A 23,976-nucleotide genomic window follows, 5' to 3' on the forward strand; every position below is an offset into this window, starting at 1 on the left:
ACCGCGGTGCCTCATCGGGCGGTCGGGGATTCCGGCCGCGGAACCCCGACGGGGGCGGCCGGTGCCGCACTCCGGGGGGAGCCGTCCAGGCCGGCCTGGGCTATGCGCACGCCCAGTTGGGTCCGGCTGGCCGCGCCCAGGGTCTCGGAGAGGCGGGCGATGTGCGCCCGCGCCGTACGGACGCTGATGCCGAGCCGCTCCGCGATCACCGCGTCCTGGTGTCCCTCCGCCAGCAGCGCCGCGATGGACTGCTCGCGGTGGGAGATGCCCTCGATGCCGGTGTCGGGCAGCGGCGCGGTCAGGGGGATCGCCAGCCGCCACAGGCGTTCGAAGACCGTGACCAGGTAGGAGATCAGCGCGGGGTGGCGCAGTTCCAGTGCCATCGTGCGGTCGGTGTTGGCGGGGATGAAGGCCACCGTGCGGTCGAAGAGGATGAGCCGGTCGATGACCTCGTCGAGAGTACGGGCCTCCACCGCGTCGCCCATCAGTTCGAGGTAGTTGAGCAGGCCCTGGCCGTGCCGGGCCACGTGCGTGTACAGGTCCCGCATCCGCACCCCGCGCCCGCGCAGCGCCAGCGCCCGGTGCAGCCCCTCCGACAGCTCGTGCTCGCGCCGGATGCCGCCGGGCTGCACGGTGAGCACCTCCGACGTGCACGCCTGCGTCGCCTCGTCCATCGCGGCCTGGATGCGGGAGAGTCCGTCCAGGACCCGGATCGCCGTGCCCTCCGTCGCCGCCGAGGCCTGGATCTGCCGGCCCAGGCCCGCGTACCACTCGAAGGCCTCCACCGCCGAGCCCACCCGCCGCTGGCTCGCGCTCACCTCGTCGTGGACCCCGCGCAGCAGCCGCGTCATGACCTCCTGCGGGGAGGTCGGCACGAGCCAGTCCATGTCGTCGGGGTCGGGATGCAGCAGGGCCAGCTCCAGCAGACAGGGCACCGGCTCCGCGTCACGGCGCGGCACCCGGCCGCGCCGTACGGCCCTGGAGTACACGCGGTCCCCGGCGGCGCACAGCCGGTCGGCACCGTGTGGATGCTCCTGAGCCCTGTGCCCGGCCATCGCCCATCCCACCCCCGGTTCCGGCTCTTTCCGCAGCGCAACTATGCGCGGCCGGGACCGGGTCCGCAACACGGCTCCGCCCGGAGCGGCAGCCGGTAAGAAGGGGTTACGACGGGTATGTCCGGGCGGCCGGCCCGGGACCGCGAGAGGCCTACTTCAGCCCGATCTTCGCGCAGGCCGCCGCGTACTTGGCGGTGCAGATGTCGCTGACCTTGTAGAAGCCCTCGGCGACGACGGTCTCGTCGAGGTTGGCCTTGGTCAGCGCGACGACGGGCACGAGCTGTGCGGGGATGCCCTTGTGGGTGGGGCTGTCGACCTTGTCGCGGGCGAGCGCGTCGAACTGGATGTCCCGGCCCTGGACCCGTGCCACGGCCATCTCCGCGGCGTTCTCGGCCTCCTGCGGGTAGGACTTGTACACGCTCATGTACTGCTCGCCGGCCACGATCCGCTGCACCGCCGCGAGTTCCGCGTCCTGGCCCGTGATCGGCGGCAGGTCGGTGACGCCCGCCGCCTCCAGGGCCTTGATGATGCCGCCGGCCATGCCGTCGTTGGCGGAGTAGACGCCCGCGATGTCGCCCTTGCCGATCTTCGAGATCGCCTCGGCCATGTTCGCCTCGGCGTTCTCCGGCTTCCAGTCCTTGGTGTCGAAGGACTGCGCGATGGTCACCTTGCCGTTCAGCTCGGACAGCGCGCCCGTCTTGAACTGCTTGGCGTTCGGGTCGGTGGGCGAGCCGTTCATCATGACGATCTTGGCGGAGTCGTCCGCGCCGTCACCGAGCGCCTCGACGAGGGAGCGGCCCTGGACCTCGCCGACCAGTTCGTTGTCGAAGGAGATGTAGGCGTCGATCGGGCCCTCGGCCAGCCGGTCGTAGGCGATGACGGGGATCGCGGCGTCCTTCGCCTTCTGCACGCTGTCCGCGATGGCCGACGAGTCGACCGCGTCCAGGACGATCACGTCGACCCGGTCGTCGATCATCTGCTGCATCTGCTCGGCCTGCTTGGCGGCGCTGGCCTCGGCGTTGGCGTACTTGACATTGCCCTGGTCGCGCGTGAGGTCGCCGACCTTGGCCTTGAAGATGGGGTAGTCGAACTGCTCGTAGCGCGTGTTCTCCTTCTCGGGGAGCAGCAGCCCGACGGTGAGGTCGTCGCCCTTGGTCGGGCTCGGGTCGTCGCCGCTCTCCGAAGCGCCCAGCGCACCGCAGGAGGCCAGCGAGAAGGTCAGCATGGACGCGGCCACGGTCATGGCGGTACGACGGGCTCGACTGCTCACTGCGCTTACCTTCCGACACACGAGTCTTGCGGGACTCAGGTGAAGGAAGCCAACGCCTTCTTCACGAAATCGTCAAGAAGTACCGGACCAATGAGACAGCACCGTTGTGATCAGGCCAGGAGGTTCGGTCGAACCTCCTGGCCTGTCGTCGCTCTTCTCCCCGTGCGCGCCCGTCAGTCCGTGGACTGTCCGTGCCGCTTGGGGCGCCACACCACCAGGGCGCTCGTCTGCTGGACTTCCTGGTAAGGGACCAGGTCACGGCGGTACGAGGCGTGCACCGCCGCCTCGCGCTGACGCATCGCCGTCGCCGCGCCCTCAAGGGCGTCCTGCAACTCGGCCATGCGCGCCTGGAGGGCCGCGACCTGGTTCTCCAGTTCGATGATCCGCTTGATTCCGGCCAGATTGATGCCCTCGTCCTGCGACAACTGCTGCACCTGGCGGAGCAGTTCGATGTCGCGGGCCGAGTAGCGCCGGCCGCGGCCGGCCGTGCGGTCCGGGGAGACCAGGCCGAGGCGGTCGTACTGGCGCAGGGTCTGCGGATGCAGACCGGAGAGCTGGGCCGCCACCGAGATGACGTAGACCGGGGTGTCCTCGGTCAGTTCATACGGATTGCGTCGACGACCGTCCATCCCCATCAAGCTCCCTTCGCGGCCTGGAACAACTCCGCCCGCGGGTCCTCGTCCGCGGTCGCCTCGCGATACGCCTCCAGTGCGTCACGAGCCTTCCCCGTCAGGTCCTTCGGAACACTCACCTCGACGGTGACCAGAAGGTCGCCCCGGGTGCCGTCCTTGCGGACCGCGCCCTTGCCCCGGGCGCGCATGGTGCGGCCGTTGGGCGTGCCGGCCGGCAGCTTCAGCGTGACGGGCGGGCCGCCCAGGGTCGGGACCCGGACCTCGCCGCCGAGGGCCGCCTCGACGTAGGTGACCGGGACGGTGACGGTGAGGTTGTCGCCCTTGCGGCCGAAGACGGGGTGTTCCTTGACGTGCACGACCACGTACAGATCGCCCGCCGGGCCGCCCCGCTCGCCCGGTGTGCCCTTGCCGCGCAGCCGGATGCGCTGCCCGTCCGACACCCCGGCCGGGATGCGGACCTGCATCGTCCGGGAGGACTTGGCGCGTCCGGAGCCCTTGCAGACCTCGCAGGGGTCCTCGGCGATCAGACCGCGGCCCTTGCAGTCCGGGCACGGGTCGGTGAGCGAGAAGCCACCGCCCGAGCCCCGGGCGACCTGGCCGGTGCCGACGCAGGTCGGGCACACGCGCGGCGTGCCGTTCTTGTCGCCGGTGCCGGAACAGGCCTTGCAGGGCGCCTGGGAGGACATCCGCAGCGGGACCGTCGCGCCCTCGATGGCCTCCGTGAAGCTCAGGGTGACCTCGGACTCGATGTCCTGGCCGCGCCGCGGCTGGGTGCGCGTGCCGGTGCCGGGACCGCCGCCGGTGCGGTTGAACAGGCCCCCGAACACGTCGCCGAGCCCGCCGCCGAAACCGCCGGCCTGCCCCTGGCCCCCGCCCTGGGGGCCGCCTCCGAAGAGGTCGCCCAGGTCGAAGTTGAAGGTGCCGCCGGCTCCCGCGCCCGGACCCGGGCGGTAGCCCCCGCCTCCGAAGAGGGCGCGGGCCTCGTCGTACTCCTTGCGCTTCTTGGGGTCACCGAGGATGTCGTTGGCCTCGGAGACCTCCTTGAAGCGCTCCTCCGCCTTGGCGTTCCCCTTGTTGGCGTCCGGGTGGTACTCGCGTGCGAGCTTCCGGTACGCCTTCTTGATCTCGGCCTCGGTGGCGTCCTTGGGGACGCCGAGGACCTTGTAGTAGTCCTTCTCGATGAAGTCCTTGGTGCTCATCCCCGACGTCCCTCCTCTCCTGCGTTCGTGTCCTTGACGACCTCAGCCCTCCTCCGGGCCACCGCTCTCCTTGTTCTCCGCGGAGTCGGCCGGTGCCTCGGTGTTCTCCTCGGCCGGCTTGACGGTCTGCGCGCCCGGCTGCGGCTCGGCCACGGCCACCCGCGCGGGGCGGATGGTGCGCTCGCCGAACCGGTACCCGGGCTGCAGAATCGCCACGCACGTCGTCTCGGTGACATCCGGCGCGTAGGAGTGCATCAGGGCCTCGTGGATCGTCGGGTCGAAGGGCTCGCCCTCCTTGCCGAACTGCTGGAGGCCCAGCTTGGCCACGGTGGCCTCCAGCGACTCCGCGACGGACTTGAAGCCGCCGACGAGTTCGCCGTGTTCCCGGGCGCGGCCCACGTCGTCGAGCACGGGCAGCAGTTCGGACAGGAGGTTCGCGATGGCGACCTCCTTGACCGCGACCCGGTCCCGCTCCACGCGGCGGCGGTAGTTCTGGTATTCGGCCTGGAGCCGCTGGAGGTCCGCGGTGCGCTCGCCGAGCGCCGTGCGTACCTGGTCCAGCTGGGCCACCAGGCCCGCGTTCTCGTTCGCGTCCCCGGCCGGGGCCGCCCCTTCGTGGGGGGCGGCCTGCGGTTCGGCGGCGTCAGGGGTGGCGCCAGAGGGGACGTCGGGCTTCTCGTCGAAGCCCGGGGTCTCCTCGGTCACGCCGCACCGTCCTTGCGCTCGTCGTCCACGATCTCGGCGTCGACGACATCGTCGTCGGCGGCCTTGTCACCGCCGGCACCCGGGGCCTCACCGCCCGCGGCCTGCGCGCCCTGGGCGTCGGCGTACATGGCCTGGCCCAGCTTCTGCGAGACGGCGGCGACCTTCTCGGTGGCCGTGCGGATCTCGGCGGTGTCCTCGCCCTTGAGCTTCTCCTTCAGCTCGGCGACGGCACCCTCGACCTCGGTCTTGATCTCGCCCGGCACCTTGTCGGCGTTGTCCGCGAGGAACTTCTCCGTCTGGTAGACGAGTTGCTCGCCCTGGTTGCGGGACTCGGCGGCCTCGCGGCGGGCGTGGTCCTCCTCCGCGTACTTCTCGGCCTCCTGGCGCATCCGGTCGACCTCGTCCTTCGGCAGCGAGGAGCCGCCGGTGACGGTCATCTTCTGCTCCTTGCCCGTGCCCAGGTCCTTCGCGGTCACGTGCATGATGCCGTTGGCGTCGATGTCGAAGGAGACCTCGATCTGCGGGACGCCGCGCGGCGCCGGCGGCAGGCCGGTCAGCTCGAACATCCCGAGCTTCTTGTTGTACGCCGCGATCTCGCGCTCGCCCTGGTAGACCTGGATCTGCACGGAGGGCTGGTTGTCCTCGGCGGTGGTGAAGATCTCCGAACGCTTCGTCGGGATCGTCGTGTTCCGCTCGATCAGCTTGGTCATGATGCCGCCCTTGGTCTCGATGCCCAGGGACAGCGGGGTGACGTCGAGCAGCAGGACGTCCTTGACCTCGCCCTTGAGGACGCCGGCCTGCAGAGCGGCACCGATCGAGACGACCTCGTCCGGGTTGACGCCCTTGTTGGCCTCCTTGCCGCCGGTCATCTCCTTGACGAGTTGGGCGACGGCGGGCATACGGGTGGAGCCACCGACGAGAACGACGTGGTCGATCTCGCTGAGCTGGATGCCCGCGTCCTTGATGACGTTGTGGAACGGCGTCTTGCAGCGCTCCAGCAGGTCGGCGGTCAGCTGCTGGAACTGGGCCCGGGTGAGCTTCTCGTCCAGGTGCAGCGGGCCCTCGGCGGACGCGGTGATGTAGGGGAGGTTGATCGAGGTCTCGGTGGACGAGGACAGCTCGATCTTGGCCTTCTCCGCGGCCTCACGCAGGCGCTGGAGGGCCATCTTGTCCTTGCCGAGGTCCACGCCGTGGCCGGACTGGAACTGCTTGACCAGGTAGTCGACGACGCGCTGGTCCCAGTCGTCGCCACCGAGGTTGTTGTCGCCGTTGGTGGCCTTCACCTCGACGACGCCGTCGCCGATCTCCAGCAGCGAGAACGTCGAACGTACCGCCACCGAGGTCGAAGACCAGGATGACCTGCTCGTCCTTGTCGAGGCCGTACGCCAGCGCGGCGGCGGTCGGCTCGTTGACGATGCGCAGGACGTTGAGGCCCGCGATCTCACCGGCCTCCTTGGTGGCCTGGCGCTCGGCGTCGTTGAAGTACGCCGGGACGGTGATGACCGCGTCGGTCACCTTCTCGCCCAGGTAGGACTCGGCGTCCCGCTTCAGCTTCTGCAGCACGAAGGCGCTGATCTGCTGCGGGTTGAAGTCCTTGCCGTCCAGGTTGACCCGCCAGTCGGTGCCCATGTGGCGCTTGACCGACCGGATGGTCCTGTCGACGTTCGTGACCGCCTGACGCTTGGCCACCTCGCCGACCAGCACCTCGCCGTTCTTGGCGAAGGCGACGACGGACGGCGTGGTCCTGGCGCCCTCGGCGTTGGTGATGACGGTGGGCTCGCCGCCCTCCAGAACGCTGACGACGGAGTTAGTCGTGCCCAGGTCGATGCCGACCGCACGTGCCATGGTGAATAACCTCCAGCTGACTTGAGTGGAACAGGCTCAAGTGTGCACGACGCCGATCGCCGGGTCAACAGAGGTGAGTCGGGCAGGCTCAACCTTTATCCGTTCCTTACACGCAATGACGCGCTGACCTGCGCATTCTCTGGGCCTCGGGTCTGGCGAACCGGAAAAATCGTCCCTCCGGAGGAGGCGCCGTCCGGGTGTCCGGCTACCCCGGCGGGCTCCCGCGACTCCTTCCGGGGCAGGCGGCCGGGCGCGTGCGCCGCCGCCCGCCGGGGCCCGTGGACCCGTACCCGCGACAGCCCCAGCACCCCGGCGACCGCCGCGCCCGCCACCCACAGCACCGCCGGCTGCCCCACCCGGCCGGTGTGCACGAGCACACCCACGAGCACCGCGCCCAGGCAGGCGCCGCCGAGCACCACCACGGCGCCCCGCGCGGTGAGCCCGAGCCGCCGCAGCCGGTGCGCGAGATGGTCGGGCCCGCCGCGCGAGAGGGGCCGGCGGGCCGGGCGGCGCGAGAGGAGCACGAGGACGGCGTCGGCACTCGCCACGGCGGTCAGCGCGAACAGCACCCCCGCCCCGCCGGCGAAGCCCTGCCCCGCCCGGGTGAGGACGGCCGCCCCGGTGAGCAGGAAGCCCGCGAAGAGCGCGCCGCACGCGCCGAGCGCGATCCGCGCGGGATGCCAGTTGTGCAGCAGGAACCCGGCCAGCGCGGCAGCCAGCGCGAGCAGCAGCACCGCGAGCCCGTCCATCAGCTCCGCCGCCGCGCAGGCACCGACGCCGAAGGCGGTCACGACGCCCACCGTGCCGGCCACCCCGTCGGCGTGGTCGAGCCCCAGGAAGGCGGCGGCGAGGAGCGCGATCCAGCCCACGGCGAGCGCCCCGGCCACCGGCCCGGTCTCGCCGTACGGCACCACGCAGGCCGCCGCCACGGCCGTACCGGCGACCAGCCAGCGTCGCCGCAGCCGCCAGAACGTCGGCGGCCAGACCGAGCGCGCCGACGGCGGTCGCGGCCACGAGCAGCCGGCCGGCCCCCGGGCCGAGCGGCACGACGCCGGACCAGTGCCCGGCCCAGGCGACCAGCCCGGTGACGAGGACGACGGCCACGCCGCCGAGCAGCGGAACGGGCCGCCGCCGTCGGCGGTCGACGAGGGACAGGCACAGGGCGGGCGCCCTCAGCAGCGCGGCGAACAGGGCGGTGAGAAGGAATGAGGCGGTGGCGGCAGCGATCCCGTAGAGCACGGGCCCAAAGTAAGCCGAATATCATGATGTGCGAGGAATGTCGCCTCCGGTCCGGCGTGGCGCCGGGCCCGCGAAGGGGGCCGCCGGTCAGGCTTGCCTCAGCGACACAGATCACCGCTGCCCTGGCTACAGTGCGACAGGAGATACGGGTAGTCTCGGACGGACTGGGTAAGTTACCGCTTAGTAATGTCCGGCATCACCTCAGCTGAACCGCTGCAGAATTGCCTCGCAGGCCCGAGGAGCCCTCATGCAACTCGCCGCGATCATCGTGTCGCTGGTGCTGACCGTGATCGGTGTCGCGCTGCTCGCGCGCGCCATCGGCCAATTCGTCCGGTACTTCAAACTGGGCCAGCCCGTACCCGCCGGTACCCGCACGGACAACCCCTACCAGCGCAGTGTGACGCTGGTGAAGGAGTTCCTCGGCCACACCCGGATGAACCGGTGGGGCATCGTCGGCGTCGCGCACTGGTTCGTCGCCGTCGGCTTCCTGACGCTGCCGCCGACCCTCGCCCAGGCGTTCGGCCAGCTCTTCCGGGCCGACTGGGTGCTGCCGGTCATCGGCGAATTCCTGCCCTTCGAGATGTACATCGAGTTCATCGGCGTGATGACCGTGCTCGGCATCGCCGTGCTCATGGCGATCCGGCTGCTGAACCTGCCCTCGCGCCCGAGCCGCAAGTCCCGCTTCGCGGGCTCCAAGACGGGCCAGGCGTACTTCGTCGAGTACGTCATCCTCACCATCGGCCTGGCGATCTACGTGCTGCGCGGCCTGGAGGGCGCCCTGCACCACGTGGACCACTACGAGGCGGCGTACTTCGCCTCGTACCCGCTCGTCCTCGCCTTCAAGTCGCTGAGCGTCGCCGCGCTGCAGAACCTGGTCTACCTGGTCGCCATGATCAAGATCGGGACCTCGTTCGTCTGGATGATCGTGGTCTCGCTCAACACCAACATGGGCGTCGCCTGGCACCGCTTCCTCGCCTTCCCCAACATCTGGTTCAAGCGCGACGCGCGGGGCGGCACCGCCCTCGGCGCGCTCCAGCCGATGACCTCGGGCGGCGAGCCGATCGACTTCACCGACCCCGGCGAGGACGACGTCTTCGGCGTCTCCCAGGTCGAGCAGTTCTCCTGGAAGGGCCTGCTGGACTTCTCCACCTGCACCGAGTGCGGCCGCTGCCAGTCGCAGTGCCCGGCCTGGAACACGGGCAAGCCGCTCTCCCCCAAGCTCCTGATCATGTCCCTGCGCGACCACGCGCACGCCAAGGCCCCCTACCTGCTGGCCGGCGGCGGCAGGACGATGGAGGGCGAGGAGAGGGCGAGCGAGGAGCAGCTGAGGGACGTGCCCGCCGCCGCCCTCGCGGAGGCCGAGCGCCCGCTGATCGGCACCGCCGAGGAGAACGGCGTCATCGACCCCAACGTCCTGTGGTCCTGCACCACGTGCGGCGCCTGCGTCGAGCAGTGCCCGGTCGACATCGAGCACGTCGACCACATCGTCGACATGCGCCGCTACCAGGTGATGATCGAGTCGTCGTTCCCCTCCGAGGCGGGCACGATGCTCAAGAACCTGGAGAAGAAGGGCAACCCCTGGGGCCTGGCCAAGAAGCAGCGCCTCGAATGGCTCAAGGAGCTGGACTTCGAGGTACCGGTCGTCGGCAAGGACATCGAGGACCTGACCGAGGTCGAGTACCTGTACTGGGTCGGCTGCGCCGGCGCCCTGGAGGACCGCGCCAAGAAGACCACCAAGGCCTTCGCCGAGCTGCTCCACATCGCGGGCGTCAAGTTCGCCGTCATGGGCGGCGACGAGAAGTGCACGGGCGACTCGGCGCGCCGGCTGGGCAACGAGCCCCTCTTCCAGGAACTCGGCATGGAGAACGTCATGTCCCTCAACGCCGCCTTCGGCGAGGAGATGGACGACGACGGCAAGGTCACCGACGAGTCCAGGAAGCCGAAGTCGGCCAAGAAGATCGTCGCCACCTGCCCGCACTGCCTCAACACCCTCGGCAACGAGTACCCGCAGCTCGGCGGCGACTACGAGGTCGTCCACCACACCCAGCTGCTCCAGCACCTGGTGGACGAGGGCAGGCTCACCCCGGTGACGCCGGTCGAGGGCATCATCACGTACCACGACCCCTGCTACCTGGGCCGGCACAACAAGATCTACACGCCCCCGCGCGAGATCATCGCCGCCGTACCGGGCATCCGCAACGAGGAGATGCACCGCCACAAGGAACGCGGCTTCTGCTGCGGCGCCGGCGGCGCGCGGATGTGGATGGAGGAGCGGATCGGCAAGCGCGTCAACAACGAGCGCGTCGACGAGGCCCTCTCGGTGAACCCGGACATCGTCTCCACCGCCTGCCCGTTCTGCCTCGTGATGCTCACGGACTCCGTGAACGGCAGGAAGAACGACGGCAAGGCCAAGGAGTCGATCCAGGTCGTCGACGTCGCCCAGCTCCTGCTGGACTCCGTCAGGACCCCGGCCGACCCGGCCGGCGAGACCGAGGCGGAGAGCGAGCCGACACCGGAGCCGGTGAAGTAGCGGCGGTTCTCGGTGTTTCTCCGGCGGCTGCCGGCCGCGCGCCTTCCCGGGCCGCACGAATGGCCCACGGCCCGGGGACGGTCGCGGTGCCGTCCCCGGCGGCCGGCGGGACGCGGGTGCCGACGGCCGGCGACGGGTGGGGCCCCGGCCGCCGGTGACGTTCCCGAGGTCGGAGTTTCCGGCCCCCGGGGGGCACGGCGGCCCGATGCCCGGTGGCCGCGGGAGCCGTCGGCGGAACCCCTCGGGGTCACCCGTAGGGGATGTCACAGCTCGGCCGCAAAGGCCGCCCCGATTGGCCGGGCCCCGTACGTCACTCTCCGGGACCAGGTACGTTCGAAGGCGTGGCTGGATTCAGGATCGGACGCGGCCGGGACAACGGCGCTCCTCACACGCGACCGCAACACCCTCCGTACGGACAGCAGGCGCCCCAGGGACCGTCGTACGGCGGCCCCGCCGCGCCTCAGCAGCCGTACCCGCAACAGCCGTACGGGGGTGGCGGACCCGGCCCCGGCGGCTCCCCGTGGCCGCAGGCGCACGGCGGCGGGCACGGGGAGCCGGAGTACTTCGGCGACGGCGGCCACCCGGGCGGCCGGCCCGGCCCGCACGACCCGTACGCGGCCAACAGCCCGGGGCACACGCAGGCGTTCACCGTCGGCGACGACCCCTACAACCAGGGCGGCACCTACCGCGCCGGCTCCGCGCCGCCCGGCCCGATCGGCCCCCGCCTGCACTGGAAGGACCTGCTGAAGGGCATCGTCCTCACGCCCAACCAGACCTTCCTCCAGATGCGGGACTACACGATGTGGGCCCCGGCGCTCATCGTGACCTTCCTCTACGGCCTGCTGGCCGTCTTCGGCTTCGACGGCGCCCGCGAGGAGGCGATCAACGCCACGCTGTCGAACGCGGTCCCGATCGTCCTCATCACGGCGATCGCGATGGTGCTGAGCGCCTTCGTGCTGGGCGTGGTCACCCACACCCTGGCCCGCCAGCTCGGCGGCGACGGCGCCTGGCAGCCCACGGTCGGCCTCTCCATGCTGATCATGTCGATCACCGACGCGCCCCGCCTGGTCGTCGCGATGTTCGCCGGCGGCGACGCGTCCTTCGTCCGGATCCTGGGCTGGGCCACCTGGGTCGCGGCCGGCGCGCTGCTCACCCTGATGGTCAGCCGCTCCCACGACCTGCCCTGGCCGAAGGCGCTCGGCGCGTCGGCAATCCAGCTGATCGCACTGCTGTCGATCGTGAAGCTCGGCACGTTCTAGTACGCGCCGGACGCGATACGCCAAGGGCCCCCGGCATGCGCCGGGGGCCCTTCGGTCACCGCGCCCGGGGACTCAGGCGTCCAGCACCTGCCCGTCCCGGCGCACGACCGGGGCCTGCACGCTCCAGGGGAAGTTGATCCACTCGTCGGTCCGCTTCCACACGTACTCGCACTGGACGAGCGAGTGGGTCTTCTCGTAGATCACCGCGCTGCGGACCTCGGCGACCGTGTCCAGGCAGAAGTCCCGCACCAGTTTGAGCGTCTTGCCGGTGTCGGCGACGTCGTCGGTGATGAGGACCTTCTTCCGGGAGAAGTCGATGACGTTCGGCACGGGCGCGAGCATGACGGGCATGTCGAGCGTGGTGCCGACGCCCGTGTAGAACTCGACGTTCACGAGATGGATGTTCTTGCAGTCGAGTGCGTAGGCCAGCCCGCCGGCGACGAAGACGCCGCCGCGGGCGATGGAGAGCACTATGTCCGGCTCGTACCCGTCGTCGGCGACGGCCTGCGCCAGCTCGCGCACGGCGACGCCGAACTGCTCGTAGGTCAGGTTCTCCCGAACATCACTCATGCGCGCGTCCCGCCTGCACTCTCGCCGCTCATACCTGGGTCCGATGGAAGTTGAGGAAGGAGCGCGAGGCCGTCGGCCCCCGCTGCCCCTGGTACCGCGACCCGTACCGCTCGCTCCCGTAGGGGTGCTCGGCCGGCGAGGTGAGCCGGAACATGCACAGCTGCCCGATCTTCATCCCGGGCCAGAGCTTGATGGGAAGGGTCGCGAGGTTGCTCAGCTCAAGGGTCACGTGCCCGGAGAACCCGGGGTCGATGAACCCTGCGGTGGAGTGCGTGACGAGCCCGAGCCGCCCGAGCGAACTCTTGCCCTCCAGCCGCGAGGCGAGGTCGTCGGGCAGCGAGACGACCTCGTACGTGCTGGCCAGCACGAATTCGCCGGGGTGCAGGATGAACGGCTCGTCCCCATCCGGCTCCACGAGCCGGGTCAGATCCACCTGCTCGACAGAGGGGTCGATGTGCGGGTACCGGTGATTCTCGAACACCCGGAAGTAGCGGTCGAGGCGCACGTCGATACTCGACGGCTGCACCATGGAGTCGTCGAAGGGATCGATGCGGACCCGACCGGCGTCGATCTCGGCCCGGATGTCCTTGTCTGAGAGAAGCACGCACCGAGGATACGCAAGGCGCGCGGGGCGACGACAACCGCCGCCGCCCCGCGCGCACCCCGGTCCTGCCGGGTCTCCCTGCCCGAGGGCCGTCCCGCTACCGCTTCAGCAGACCCACCGGTACGGCACTCCGCAGCCGCGCACACCGCGGACATCGGACGAGCCGACCGGGGCCGAGGCGCTCGGCCTGCTGCATCGGGAACGAGGTGGCGGTGAACACGTGCCCATCGGCACAGCGGACGACGGTGCGCTCCATCAAGTCCTTCAAGTCCCTTCCCCAAGAGCCGCGTCTGGCTTACTACCCTGACGACAAAAGCCACAGTACGGGATGAAAGAGACGACTCTCCAGGCGGCACTCCGCCCTCGCACACACCCTCTTCGACGCCCCCACCGTACGCCTCAACTCCGAGCCCCCGCAGCCGCGTCACCCCGCCGAAACAACCACCGGCCCCACGGCGAGAACACCGGGGGCCAGCGATGGGGTAGAGTGATCGAGCGTCCAGGCACCGACCGTGGTCGGCGTCTTACGCGGGTGTAGTTTAATGGTAGAACATCAGCTTCCCAAGCTGAGAGCGCGAGTTCGATTCTCGTCACCCGCTCCATGTGCAACCCCCAGGTCAGAGACCCGGGGGTTCTTTTTTGTCTTGACCGGTGAGCGAAAAAGACCGCACCAGAAGTCCTTCGCACAAGCGGCGCGGCCGTCTGTTGTCCACGAGGACCAGACCTCGCAAAGCAGTCGCGTTCCTGAATGTCGCACCTGACCGTATGGGCAAGGCATGTCCGGGCGTCGAAAGCCACAGATTCGAAACGGGGACGCTGATCGTGCGGACCCAGCGCCTCTCTTCTCCGAGGCCGTCCGTCAGTTTGCCGCAGCTCTCGATGCCCCGCCTCCGCCTTCCTTCCGGCCTCCAGGACAACGTCGGAAACTGCCTGGCCGTACATCTGGACAGGGCGTCAGAGGCACTGGCTCCCGCCGACGAAGCAGTCCACATCCTGCGGGACCTGGACGAGACCGATCCGCAGGCCCATGCCGGGGCACTCGCCACGATCGTGCTCGGCAGCAGACCTTGCGGCCGACCTGATCCGCCCCCGCGCCACAGCAGATCGTCCTCGCGCGTGAGGGTGAGGGCCACAACCTGTCGGGCGGCGCCGACGCCTCAGGCGATGTCGTGGACGTTGTGCTCGCTCAGGTCGGACGCATGACGGGCGACGGCGCGGTAGTCGGCATCGTCGTGGAGGACTGCCAGGCCATGGTGAGCAGCAGTGGCGGCGATGATGAGATCCACTGCCGAGGCACTGCGATGCTCCCCAGCCTGGGCCATCCGGTGTTGCACCGCGCTGACCCAGCGCCCCGCGTTTTTCGGCACCGACACATCAGGGTATAGGTCAGTGAACATCTCCGCGATCTCGTCGTACTCGCGCCTGTTCCGGGCGCTGTAGAGGAATTCGGCGCGCTGCGCGTAGCAGGACGCAACAGCCCCGGCGTCGATTGCGTCGTACCAGGCCAGTTGCAGCTTGGGATGGCGGAGCAGCCGGACCAGGCCGGACGTGTCGAGCAGGTAGATCACCGGTTGTTCTTCTCCGCCCGGTGCAGACGCTCGGCGTCCTCGACGGCACCCCACTCACGCGCACGCTCGAAGTGTCGGCTGATCCGTGCCGCTCGCTCCTGCTGCTCGGCGTAGAAGTGCAGAGCGAGATTGACCGCCTCCTTCTTGGTCCTGACCTTGGACAGAGTCATGGCGCGCTCCAGGGCATCGTCATCGATGTCGATCTGCGTCACGGACATGCGGCACCTCCTACGCAATGTTGGTGATGTACATAGAAGAATACGCCACCAACATTCACTGGTCCACGCCCGAGTGCCGGATCCCGGCATGCGCAGTCGCGACGGACACTCCAGATCAGCCCGAGAGACTATGCGGTCCGATCGGCGTAGGCGTCGCGCGTCGCTGTGACCCGGCTGCTGGTCACGTCCGTGCCCATGGCGTGCCCTGCGAATGAGGCCCAGGTCATCGACTTGGGTCCTTTTCCGGCCGAGACCAGGGGTGCGGTCATCGTGCCGATGAAGCGATACAGGCTGACGAAGCGCTACAGAATGCCGGCTCAGACCTTCTCCGCGCTCAGGCGTGGATGCCCGGCAGTGAGCAGCCCGATGGCTTCCACGTCCGAAGTCAGGATCGTCACCGGGCCGGGATGCTGCCATGCGGTCACGCAGAGCATGGCGTCGATGGCGTACTTGTGGCCGTGCAGCCCCGCCGCACGCAGCAAAGCGGCGACGTCGTTGATCTTCGGGTGGATCACCTCGGCCAGTACGGCGGCCGAGGTGATCCCTGGCAGGTCCGTGTCGCGAGCCGCCGTCAGCCACTCGTGGATTTCCCGATCGCGCTGTACGGCCTTTGCCAGGACCCGCTGTCCAGGACCAACGCACCGCTCACGCCGTCGTCCCAGCGTTCGACGCGCCACCACCGGTCAGCCGGGCGCGTTTGGCCGCCACGGCTTCGGGGTCGGCCGGTCCGTGCACCTCGTCGAAGTCCGCGATCAGCTCGTCCAGGTTGTCGCACTCGATTTGCCGTCCGGGAGGCATGTCATGACTGCCGCCGGGATCGGAGACCACGGACCGGATCGTGAAGGTCGACCAGTACGCCAGGGCCGGGATCGGTTTCTGCTGGCGGATCGAGCAGGCCGCGACGGGACTGCCGCTGGTGTACGCATACCTGCTCGACCCCGCGACGAGGACCTACCGCGAAGGGGACGTGTTCACCGGCGTCATGAAGATCACCGCCCCCTTCGCGGCGGAGATCGACCTCGGCCAGGTCCGAACCGGTCGCACCGCGGGGGTACTGGCCTGAAGCCGTCCCTGGCGAGTCATCTCGCGGTGGTGGCGACCGAGTTGGCGGTCAGGCCCCCTGCCTCCGCGCGTCACTGACGCGATGGCGACACCAGGCGGAGGGCCTGGAGGCCGGGGGACGGAGGGGTCCGCAACTCGGTCGACTGCGGCCTTCAGAGTGGTCCGTTCGTACGGTTCGACGTGCCGGACCAGGGGTAGCACATGGCGAGCCCGTCCGCCTCGTACGCCCCCCGAGGGGGGCTGCCCGGTACCGGGCAGCCGGGTCGTTCACCCGCTCAAGGGGGGCAAACCGGGGCCATTGCTGATTGCATACGCAATGCATGAAAGTATGGCCACGTACAAGGACTTCACGGAGTTACGTCCCTTTCGTTCTTCCACAGAGGGCTGCTCGACGCCTCGAGCATGGCGAGGCCGGTCTCCGAGCAGGGTCGGTGGTCCGGCTCCTCGCAGGGAAAACAATACCGCCTCGACGGCGGACGACGCTCATCGAGGCAGCAGTGACGGACTCCGGTCTGGTTTGACGTAGGAATCCCCGCGGTCAAGACCCGCCGCTCAATATTTACTGAGCGGTGACTTCACCCTGGAGGTCGGCAAGCAAACCCGCGGCACGGGCCTCCTCGGCGGCGGCCCCCGTACGCCGGGCGAGCGCCAGGCACTCCTCGAGGTGGGCTACGGCCCGACTCGTATGTCCCGCATCACGCTCGGCCTGGGCCAGATCGTAAAGCACATCGGTCTCTTCGCCCGCCGCGTGAATGGCACGTGCCACCTGAAGTGCCTTTACATGGTGGCGAAGTGCCTCCTCAAGTCGGCCGGCCGCCCGGTGCGCCCGGCCGATCCGGGTGAGCGCGATGGCCTCCGCCCGCCGGTCCGCGACCCCTTGCACGGCCGGCAGCACGGCGCCCATAAGAGCAAGGGCTTCACCGGTCCTGCCTAGCGCGTCCATCACTGAAGCGAGATTCAGTTGGAGCATTGCCTTGTCTCTGGGATTTCCCATCCGATCCGCCACGGCCATTGCCTCTCGGTAGGCCGTTTCGGCCGCCTCCAGGCGTTCCGTCTTCCTATGGATCTCAGCAATGTTGTTGAGCGTGCTATACCTTCCGCGGTCATCCCCTATTTCGGTGAAGTCGGCGAGAGCGGAAGTGAAGAACGCCAATGCTTTTTGCTTGTCTGCCAAGTGGAGATGGATTATCCCGAGCAGGTTCCTGCAACGCGCTATGCCCAGAACATCAGAGGTTTGCAGTAGGGAATTTAGCTGCTCTTCCTGGAGCGATCTGGCCAGCGCGTACTGACCTGTCTGCCACAGGGAGATCGAAAGCTGATGCACGCTCTCGCTCTCCAGTTCCCGGTCCCCCAGAGAACGTGCAACGTCACATGCCTCACGCGCGGCCGAGATCGCCTCGTCGTACTGAGCACCATGGGTGTACACCGCGCAGAGGTCGAGCAGGGATCTCGCCCTGGCAGCCCTGTCACCAGCGGCGTTCCAGTGCTCCGCGGCGCGCCGCAGCAGCGGTTCGGCCGCTGCCAGGTGCCCTTCCATGTCCAAGAAACCAGCCAACACATGGACGTACAGGGCGAGTTGGTGTTCTGTTCCATGGCTGACAAGCCAGTTCAGAATGGCCAGGAGATTGGCCGACTCGGTGATCAGCCACCCTTCGGCAGACTGCGCGTCGACGATTTCCGGACACGGTGGCGGGACTGATTCGCCGAGTTCGAGATCCGTACGCGACCGGAAGGGATAGGCCAGCCGGTCCGCCCGGTCCGCCACCTGGATGTAGTGATCCACAAGATTCTGTACGGCCTGTCGTGCGTCGCTCTCGGAATCGGCGTCACCCGCCTCGACCAGGGAGCGCGCGTAGTCCCGTAAGAGATCATGGATAGTGAACCGGTGCGGCACAGGCTCGGACACCAAGTGATGCGCCAGGAGTTCTTCTAGGACATTTTCTGTCATATCCAGTGACAATCCGGTGAGCGCGGCGATCGCCCGCGACGCGAACTCCACCCCCGGGTGAAGCCCGATACGCCGGAAGACCAACTGCTGCTCGGTGTTGAGAGCGTCGTACGAGACCGCGAAGACGCGCATCAGCGTTCGGTCGAGATCCCGCAGTTGGGCCAGCCGGCCACCGCTGCCGCGCAGTTGGCGCAGAAGGTCGGACGTGGTCCACGAGGCGCGGGTGAGCAACCGGCTCGCGGCGATGTCGACGGCCAGCGGGAGGCGCCCGCAGTACCGGACGATCTCCGCCACGTCCGAGGGGTCGGCCTCGCGCTCCGTCCCGAGCCGCTGGGCGAAGAGCACCGCCGCGTCATCGGGAGGCAGCACGTCCAGGGACACCGGCCGCACTCCCGGCAGCCCCGGAAGCCGTCGGCGGCTGGTCACGACGACGACCGTCGGGGAGGCACCCGGCAGCAGAGGACGGATCTGCTGGGAGGAGGCCGCGTCGTCGAGGATCACCAGCATCCGGCGGTCACGTGCCATCGACCGCCACAGCGCGGTCAGTTCCTCCAGTTCGCGCGGAATCTCCTTGGTGGGCATGCCGAGCAGGCGCAGGAGTTCGGTGAGCGCACGGGCCGGCGCCGGCGGGGGCCGGTCGGCGGAACACCCGCCCAGGTGAAGGAAGACGTTCCCGTCCGGGAAGCGGTCGCGCAGGCGGTGCGCCAGATGGACGGCCAGGCTGGTCTTGCCGACGCCGCCCATACCATGAATCGCCTCGACAGTCACGACGTCCGAAGCCCCCGGACCCTCGCGGAGCGCCGCGGTGAGCCGGCGCAGTTCGTCGCGGCGTCCGACCCACGGAACGTCGCGTGGCAGATTGTCCGGAACGTGACGCTTCGCCGGCGGAGGCGGCTTCTCCGCGGTCCCGGCCTTCTCCGCGCCCCCGGCGCCGGGGAGAAGGGCCGCCGCGGGCGCTCCCGCCAGGATACCCTGGTGGACTCGGTGCAGACCGCGGCCGGCGTCGAGCCCGATGTCACGGACGACCCGCTGCCGCGTCCGCTGGAGCAGCCTGGTCGCCTCCGCGGTCCGGTTGCTGCCGTACAGCGCGACGGCCAGTCGTTCGGCCAGCGCCTCGTCCACCGGGTGCGCCTCGGCCAACGGCAGGAGTACGGGCACCGCGTCGGTGAACCTCCCGCCGTGCAGGAGGACTTCGGCCCTGGTCATCGCCGCCGCGAGACTGGTCTCGGCGACGGTGGAGCGCAGGTGCTCGGCCCAGGCTCCGGTGATCCCGGCGAGCGGCTCACCGTGCCAGAGACTGTCCGCGCGGTCCAGCAGCCGCAGGGCGGCCGCCTCGTCCCCGCTCTCCCGCAGGGAACGGGACCGCTCGACGCAGCCCGTGTAGCACCGCAGGTCCACTCGGTCCGGGTCGACCTCCAGGGTGTACGAATTGGTGTGGCTGACGATCGCGGGGGCCTCGTTCCCGGCCGCCCGCAGGACACTGCGGATCCGTGAGACGTGGGTGTAGAGCGCTTCCCTCGCCTTGCCGGGCGGGTGATCGTCCCAGATGCGGTGGATCAGGGTGTCCACGCTCACGGTGCGGCCCGCGTCCCAGGCCAGACCGGCGAAGGCCAGCCGCGTCTTCGTCGGACCGAGATCACTGCGGCGACCGGCCGCTCGGATCTCCACTGATCCCGAAAGCCTGATCTCGAACTCCACCAGCGTCCTCCCCGCCGGTAGGGCCTGTGTTGTGCAGAGCATTCAAGAGTTTCACGAAACTGGCACAGGCGCCCACAAGGAGTCACGAGGGGATTGAAGTTGACCGATATATGGCCTCATTGATTCACGGCAAGAATGAGCGGGGAGTGACTCCTGGGCACCGGAAAGGAGTTGCGCTCATGCCTGCTTTCTCCTCGGACGGACCGGAGGCGCTGTTGTCGGCCATGTCCGGCTGCGGCGCCGACCCGGAGTCCCCCGCATGGCGCGACCTGGCCGGTGTGGTGAGCGTCGCGGCCGGGGCCGATCCCTCGGTGGCCCGGCTCTGGCCCCCGTACACCTCGGCGGGACAACCCGTCGAGGAGGTCCGTCTGCGGGAACTGGCGAAGAACCTGGTGGCCCTGGCCGCGCACGACCCGGCGACCCGGCACGCGCTGGGCGAGTGGTCGCGCCGCCATCCCGGTCCCGCGCACACCGCAGGCGGCGCCGCCGCGACCCACAACCTCGTCGGCGGCGGTTCCGCCGTGTACGGACCCAGCGTGCAGGCCCGGGACATCCACGGCGGCATCCACTTCCACCTGCCCGTCACCGCGCCCCGGGCCCGCCTCCCCGTGCCACGTCAACTTCCCCCGGTGACCGCGCGGTTCATCGGCCGCGAGGCCGACCGGCAGGTTCTGAACGCCCTGCGCGCCCAGCGGCCGGCGCACACCCCGCAGGTCCTGGTCGTGAGCGGACTCGCCGGTGTCGGGAAGACCTCCTTGGCCGCTCAATGGCTGTGTCAGCACGCCGACAGCTTCCCGGACGGCCAGCTCTACGCCGACCTCAGCGGGCAGCCCGGCGACGCGGACAACGGGCCCGTCCCCCCGGCCACCGTTCTGGAGGCCTTCCTGGTCGCACTCGGCGTCTCCTCGGTACCGGCCGGGACCGCGGAGCGAAGCGCTCTGTGGCGTTCGACGACCACGGGGCTGCGCCTGGCCGTACTCCTGGACAGCGCGTTCTCGGCCGCCCAGGTGCGCCCGCTCCTGCTCGGTACGCCGACCGGTCTCACCGTGGTGACCAGCAGGACCAACCTGACCGGACTGCGCGTCGACGGCGCGTCGATACACCGGCTGGAGGGGCTCCCCGCCGAGGCCGCCCTCGAACTCCTGGCGGTGGGCGGAGGGTCACGCGTGGCACGGGAGCCGTCCGCCGCACGGGAAGTGGTCAGACTGTGCGGACGCCTGCCGCTGGCACTGACCCTGGCCTCCGCCCGGCTCGCCCTGCGCCCCCACCATTCCGTGTCCGCCCTCGCCGAGAGCCTGACCCGCGGCCAGGGCGCCGTGGAAACGCTCCGCGCGGACGGGGAGGCCGTGTTGCGTACGGCGCTGGACATGTCGTACGACGCTCTCCCGGACGAGAGCCGTGTGCTGTACCGCCGGGCGGGTCTGCTGCCCGCGGACCGCCACGACCTGTCGCTGCTCACCGCCCTCACCGCCGACACGGCGGCGACGGCCGGCACCGGCCGGGGCTCCGACGCCGCCGTCCACACCCTCGTGGAGGCGAACCTGCTGGAGGAGGCGGGTCCGGACACCTACCGGTTCCACGACCTCGTCCGGCCGCACGCCCGGCGGCTCGGCGAGGAGTTGGAGGACCCCGCCACGCGCGAGCGCACGCTGCGCCGCTTCGTCGACTGGTGCATGTCCGGCGCGGCGGCGGCGGAGCGCATTCTGACCCCGAGCCACTCGCTGCCGGGGTACGAGCATCCCGCCGGGACGGTGGCCGCCGCCCCACTCGTCGGTCCCGAGGACGCCCTCGCCTGGCTGGACACGCACCGCAACACACTGATGGGGGCGGTGCGATGCTCCGCCCGGCTCGGCCGGCACTTCGCCTGCTGGCGGCTGACGGACCTCATATGGCCCCTTTTCCTCCGGTTGCGTCCGTCCGAGATGTGGGTCGAGGCACACCGCCTCGGCCTCGAAGCGGCCCGCCTGAGCGGTTCGAGACAGGGGGAGGGCCGCATGCTCACCTCCGGCGCGATCGGTCTGCGCAACGCGGGCCGGTATACGGAGGCGGCCGACTGGTACCGGCAGGCACTTCAGATGGCCAGGGCCGACGACGATGTGCGCCAACAGGCCCAGGCCCTGAACGGGTTGGGGCACATCCGTCTTCTGACCCAGCGGCTCGACGAGGCCCGCGACCACTTCGAGCACGCCCTGCGGCTGAGGGAGTCGATCGGCTACCGGCGCGGGGCCGCCCTCTCCCGGCGGCGGCTTGGCGAGACCGCTCTCGCCGCCGGCGACCTGACCGCCGCGGCCGAGCAGTTGCGGCGGGCGGGCGCCGAACTGGAGTCCCTGGCCGAGACCTACGAGGCGGCCCGCGTCCTGGCTCTGCTCGGCCACGTACTGGACCGGAGCGGGGACTCCGGCGGCGACCGGCGTCTGCGCGAGGCGCTCGCGCGCTTCCGGGCCGGCGAGGCCCGGTCCGAGCACTGGGAGGCGCGCTGTCTGGAATGGCTCGGCCAGGCCGCCGAGTCACGTGGTGACCGCGCGGAATCGGTACGCCGCTACGAGGCCGCACGGGCTCTCTACCGCCGTCTGAGCCCAACGGACGCGCAGCGCTTGGACGACCGGCTGCGACGGCCATGAACACCCGGCGCGTGGACGGCCGGCCGTGACGGTGAACACCGTCACGGCCGGCCGTCCCCCGGTCAGCGACACGGCATCCGTGCGACGGAACGCAGCGCGCGGGGCGACGCCCCGGACACCGCCCAGGCGTGCACGAGCGAAACGAGCACGTGCGGCGGGATCGGGGCGCCGGCCGTACCCGGGTGCGGCCGTACGAACGACACGGCGCCCGTCCGGTCCCGTATCCCGACCACACACGTCGTGGCCGTGTCGGGTACGGCGGCGGCAAGGCACCCGGGGTGGCCCGCCAGCAGGTCGCGCACCCGCCGGTGCGCCGACGCGGAGGGCAGCGGCACTCGGCTCAGGAGCACGTCGGCGTGTTCCCTCAGCGGTGCGCGTCCCGGGCTGTCCGCGTCGACCCACAGGTGCACGTCGCAGGGCAACGGGCCGGCCGGGTGCGGGCATTGCGTCGCGGACGAGGGCAGCGGGTCGGACCGGACGAGGGCGGGGCCCCGGCCCGTGTCCGAGCGCCAGACGACCAGGGACGACCGCGTGTCCCGCTCGTCATGACGGGGCGGCCGGCCCGTCAGGGCCGCGGGGAGGCACACCGTGGCCCACGCGGCGTCGGGCTCCGCGGCCGTCGGACGGTCGTTCACCGTGCCGCCCCGCCGGCCGCGGAGATCTCCCACCGGGTCAGTGACGGCGGACGCGGCGGCGGCGCGACGAACGGCGGGCGGGCCGGTTCGCCCAGTCCGAGCATGCGGTAGACGACCGAACGCATCCGACGGTGGAACAGTCCCGGTGCCGACGACAGCGCGGCGGCCACATGGCCGTAGCGGCCCGGATCGTACGACTGTGCCGCGTAGTCGAGTTGCTCCGCCAGTGGGTAGCCCGGGGAGAGCACGGGCGCGACGGCGGCCAGCAGAGCCGCCGGTGAGCAGGACGACACCTCACGTCGGGGACCGGCCGTCAGCAGCATCGTCGCGTCCGTGAGCGTCCCGTACGCGGTCAGGGATCCGTGGTCGCCAATGATCCAGTCGGCGGCGATCAGCGGCGCCTGCCAGTCGGCTTCCGGAGGGACGACCGCGATGCCCCGGCCGCGGCAGCCCGACAGCCAGCCGTGCACCTGCCGGATGCCGTGGCCCGCGAACACATTGGGGTGGACCAGCATCGCCACGCGGTAGCCCTCGCGCGGCAGGTGGCTGAGCAACTGCGGCAGCAGGGAGTCCAACCGCCCGAACGTGGAAGCCGGTCCCCAGGTGGAGGTGACGACCACGAGACGCTGTCCGTCCTCGATGCCGAGCGCGTGGCGGTAGTACTCGCGCCTGGACCTGCCCGCCACGATCCGGTCGACGCACGGGTCGCCCACCACCTGGGCGACCGGCAGCGCCTCGGGGCAGGACACAGCGAGTTCCTCCAGATCCCGCTCGTGGGCGTAACCGATCGCCGCCGGGACCAGCCGTCCCTCGTGCAGCAGGTGCTGGCGGCTGAGCATCCCGGGGCTCCTGCGCTCTCCCGGTGCCAGCGTGCTGACGTCGGTGAGCAGTTTGATCTGGCCCGCGCCGTGCGAGATGCGCACGACCGGCGCCCGCAGTTCGTGCACTCCGCGGGAGCCCGCGGCGAGCACGAGGTCGAAGTCGGCCCGCAGCGCCTCCTCCCAGGGCACCGTGGAAATGCCCAGGCTCCGCAGGAACTCGGTGGCCCCGGTGCCGAAGGCGTGCGGTGCGACCGTGAAGACCAGTTGCACCCGCAGGTCGGTCTCCAGCAGTTCGAACACTTCGCGCAGTCGTTGGGCGAAGGTCACGGTGTGCGCGACCACCAGAACCCTCTTGCAATCCCGTACCGTCAGCCAGTGCCCCTGTTCGATCAGCGCTGGTTTCGTCGTCTCGACAGCCATGTGCGCCCCCCGGTCGCTTGTAGTTGCGTACGACAGTCGGCAGGGTGGTGCCCCGGTGCGCACGGCGCTTTCCTTGC

At 70.0% G+C, this 23,976-nt stretch carries 16 protein-coding genes, 1 tRNA gene and 4 pseudogenes; 5 read left to right on the forward strand and 16 right to left on the reverse strand.

Annotated elements, in window-relative coordinates:
* Positions 1–11: 11 nt before the first annotated feature.
* The 7 genes and pseudogenes from AC4IHM_RS15735 to AC4IHM_RS15765 all read right to left on the reverse strand — a co-directional run bounded on the left by AC4IHM_RS15735 (position 12) and on the right by AC4IHM_RS15765 (position 7,945).
* Positions 12–1,055: a helix-turn-helix transcriptional regulator gene (locus tag AC4IHM_RS15735; RefSeq protein ID WP_490867662.1), complete on the reverse strand. Its 1,044-nt coding sequence runs from the start codon at positions 1,053–1,055 to the stop codon at positions 12–14.
* Positions 1,056–1,206: 151 nt separating this feature from the next.
* A complete protein-coding gene (locus AC4IHM_RS15740) occupies positions 1,207–2,325 on the reverse strand; it encodes a sugar ABC transporter substrate-binding protein (protein WP_490867663.1) in 1,119 nt (372 codons plus the stop codon).
* Positions 2,326–2,498: 173 nt separating this feature from the next.
* On the reverse strand, positions 2,499–2,954 hold the full coding sequence (locus tag AC4IHM_RS15745) for a heat shock protein transcriptional repressor HspR (protein ID WP_490867664.1): 456 nt from the start codon (positions 2,952–2,954) through the stop codon (positions 2,499–2,501).
* Between the two features lie 5 nt (positions 2,955–2,959).
* Positions 2,960–4,156, reverse strand: a complete 1,197-nt coding sequence (gene dnaJ / locus AC4IHM_RS15750; RefSeq protein ID WP_490867665.1) for a molecular chaperone DnaJ — start codon at positions 4,154–4,156, stop codon at positions 2,960–2,962.
* A 42-nt stretch (positions 4,157–4,198) separates the two neighbouring features.
* On the reverse strand, positions 4,199–4,861 hold the full coding sequence (gene grpE, locus AC4IHM_RS15755; RefSeq protein WP_490867666.1) for a nucleotide exchange factor GrpE: 663 nt from the start codon (positions 4,859–4,861) through the stop codon (positions 4,199–4,201).
* A pseudogene (gene dnaK, locus AC4IHM_RS15760) lies at positions 4,858–6,706 on the reverse strand (molecular chaperone DnaK). Before dnaK ends, grpE begins: the two are co-directional and overlap by 4 nt.
* A gap of 95 nt (positions 6,707–6,801) precedes the next feature.
* A pseudogene (locus tag AC4IHM_RS15765) lies at positions 6,802–7,945 on the reverse strand (MraY family glycosyltransferase).
* 247 nt (positions 7,946–8,192) lie between these two features.
* On the opposite strand from AC4IHM_RS15765, the gene AC4IHM_RS15770 reads away from it, so the two are divergent.
* Both AC4IHM_RS15770 and AC4IHM_RS15775 read left to right on the forward strand, forming a co-directional pair.
* Complete coding sequence (locus AC4IHM_RS15770) at positions 8,193–10,475, forward strand: (Fe-S)-binding protein (protein ID WP_490867667.1); 2,283 nt, start codon at positions 8,193–8,195, stop codon at positions 10,473–10,475.
* A 260-nt stretch (positions 10,476–10,735) separates the two neighbouring features.
* Complete coding sequence (locus tag AC4IHM_RS15775; RefSeq protein ID WP_490867668.1) at positions 10,736–11,734, forward strand: Yip1 family protein; 999 nt, start codon at positions 10,736–10,738, stop codon at positions 11,732–11,734.
* A gap of 72 nt (positions 11,735–11,806) precedes the next feature.
* Here the strand turns inward: AC4IHM_RS15775 and AC4IHM_RS15780 are convergent, their stop codons facing one another.
* On the reverse strand, positions 11,807–12,304 hold the full coding sequence (locus AC4IHM_RS15780; protein WP_490867669.1) for a phosphoribosyltransferase: 498 nt from the start codon (positions 12,302–12,304) through the stop codon (positions 11,807–11,809).
* A 28-nt stretch (positions 12,305–12,332) separates the two neighbouring features.
* Positions 12,333–12,908: a dCTP deaminase gene (gene dcd, locus AC4IHM_RS15785; RefSeq protein ID WP_490867670.1), complete on the reverse strand. Its 576-nt coding sequence runs from the start codon at positions 12,906–12,908 to the stop codon at positions 12,333–12,335.
* A 528-nt stretch (positions 12,909–13,436) separates the two neighbouring features.
* Between dcd and AC4IHM_RS15790 the strand changes: the two genes are divergently transcribed.
* A tRNA-Gly gene (locus tag AC4IHM_RS15790) sits at positions 13,437–13,510 on the forward strand.
* A gap of 555 nt (positions 13,511–14,065) precedes the next feature.
* On the opposite strand, the gene AC4IHM_RS15795 is transcribed toward AC4IHM_RS15790, so the two are convergent.
* The 4 genes and pseudogenes from AC4IHM_RS15795 to AC4IHM_RS15810 form a co-directional block, all read right to left on the reverse strand.
* Positions 14,066–14,476, reverse strand: coding sequence for a PIN domain-containing protein (locus AC4IHM_RS15795; protein WP_490867671.1), 411 nt, complete (start codon positions 14,474–14,476; stop codon positions 14,066–14,068).
* Positions 14,473–14,694: a type II toxin-antitoxin system VapB family antitoxin gene (locus tag AC4IHM_RS15800; protein ID WP_490867672.1), complete on the reverse strand. Its 222-nt coding sequence runs from the start codon at positions 14,692–14,694 to the stop codon at positions 14,473–14,475. The genes AC4IHM_RS15795 and AC4IHM_RS15800 overlap by 4 nt, the downstream gene beginning before the upstream one ends.
* A 317-nt stretch (positions 14,695–15,011) precedes the next feature.
* Positions 15,012–15,343: pseudogene (locus tag AC4IHM_RS15805) on the reverse strand (DNA-binding protein).
* Positions 15,340–15,522, reverse strand: a complete 183-nt coding sequence (locus AC4IHM_RS15810) for a hypothetical protein (RefSeq protein WP_490867673.1) — start codon at positions 15,520–15,522, stop codon at positions 15,340–15,342. Before AC4IHM_RS15810 ends, AC4IHM_RS15805 begins: the two are co-directional and overlap by 4 nt.
* Here AC4IHM_RS15810 and AC4IHM_RS15815 point away from each other — a divergent pair.
* A pseudogene (locus tag AC4IHM_RS15815) lies at positions 15,506–15,757 on the forward strand (hypothetical protein); the annotation flags it as partial. The gene AC4IHM_RS15810 and the pseudogene AC4IHM_RS15815 sit on opposite strands and share 17 nt — an antisense overlap.
* A gap of 558 nt (positions 15,758–16,315) precedes the next feature.
* On the opposite strand, the gene AC4IHM_RS15820 reads toward AC4IHM_RS15815, so the two are convergent.
* Positions 16,316–19,402, reverse strand: a complete 3,087-nt coding sequence (locus tag AC4IHM_RS15820; RefSeq protein ID WP_490867674.1) for an AfsR/SARP family transcriptional regulator — start codon at positions 19,400–19,402, stop codon at positions 16,316–16,318.
* Positions 19,403–19,581: 179 nt separating this feature from the next.
* On the opposite strand from AC4IHM_RS15820, the gene AC4IHM_RS15825 reads away from it, so the two are divergent.
* The gene (locus tag AC4IHM_RS15825) at positions 19,582–22,023 is read left to right on the forward strand and encodes a tetratricopeptide repeat protein (protein ID WP_490867675.1); all 2,442 of its coding nucleotides are present in this window, start codon (positions 19,582–19,584) and stop codon (positions 22,021–22,023) included.
* Between the two features lie 62 nt (positions 22,024–22,085).
* Here AC4IHM_RS15825 and AC4IHM_RS15830 read toward each other — a convergent pair whose 3' ends face one another.
* Both AC4IHM_RS15830 and AC4IHM_RS15835 read right to left on the reverse strand, forming a co-directional pair.
* Positions 22,086–22,691, reverse strand: a complete 606-nt coding sequence (locus AC4IHM_RS15830) for a hypothetical protein (RefSeq protein WP_490867676.1) — start codon at positions 22,689–22,691, stop codon at positions 22,086–22,088.
* On the reverse strand, positions 22,655–23,899 hold the full coding sequence (locus AC4IHM_RS15835) for a hypothetical protein (RefSeq protein ID WP_490867677.1): 1,245 nt from the start codon (positions 23,897–23,899) through the stop codon (positions 22,655–22,657). The genes AC4IHM_RS15830 and AC4IHM_RS15835 overlap by 37 nt, the downstream gene beginning before the upstream one ends.
* Positions 23,900–23,976 lie beyond the last annotated feature (77 nt).

This window comes from Streptomyces sp. SL06 (assembly GCF_058244745.1).

What these genes read in the sequence shown, in the direction of transcription:
- AC4IHM_RS15735 (WP_490867662.1), bottom strand. Translation starts at nt 1,055, where the DNA reads ATGGCCGGGCACAGGGCTCAGGAGCATCCACACGGTGCCGACCGGCTG.
- AC4IHM_RS15745 (WP_490867664.1), bottom strand. Translation starts at nt 2,954, where the DNA reads ATGGACGGTCGTCGACGCAATCCGTATGAACTGACCGAGGACACCCCG.
- dnaJ (WP_490867665.1), bottom strand. Translation starts at nt 4,156, where the DNA reads ATGAGCACCAAGGACTTCATCGAGAAGGACTACTACAAGGTCCTCGGC.
- AC4IHM_RS15770 (WP_490867667.1), top strand. Translation starts at nt 8,193, where the DNA reads ATGCAACTCGCCGCGATCATCGTGTCGCTGGTGCTGACCGTGATCGGT.
- AC4IHM_RS15775 (WP_490867668.1), top strand. Translation starts at nt 10,736, where the DNA reads ATGTCACAGCTCGGCCGCAAAGGCCGCCCCGATTGGCCGGGCCCCGTA.
- AC4IHM_RS15780 (WP_490867669.1), bottom strand. Translation starts at nt 12,304, where the DNA reads ATGAGTGATGTTCGGGAGAACCTGACCTACGAGCAGTTCGGCGTCGCC.
- AC4IHM_RS15800 (WP_490867672.1), bottom strand. Translation starts at nt 14,694, where the DNA reads ATGTCCGTGACGCAGATCGACATCGATGACGATGCCCTGGAGCGCGCC.
- AC4IHM_RS15825 (WP_490867675.1), top strand. Translation starts at nt 19,582, where the DNA reads ATGCCTGCTTTCTCCTCGGACGGACCGGAGGCGCTGTTGTCGGCCATG.
- AC4IHM_RS15835 (WP_490867677.1), bottom strand. Translation starts at nt 23,899, where the DNA reads ATGGCTGTCGAGACGACGAAACCAGCGCTGATCGAACAGGGGCACTGG.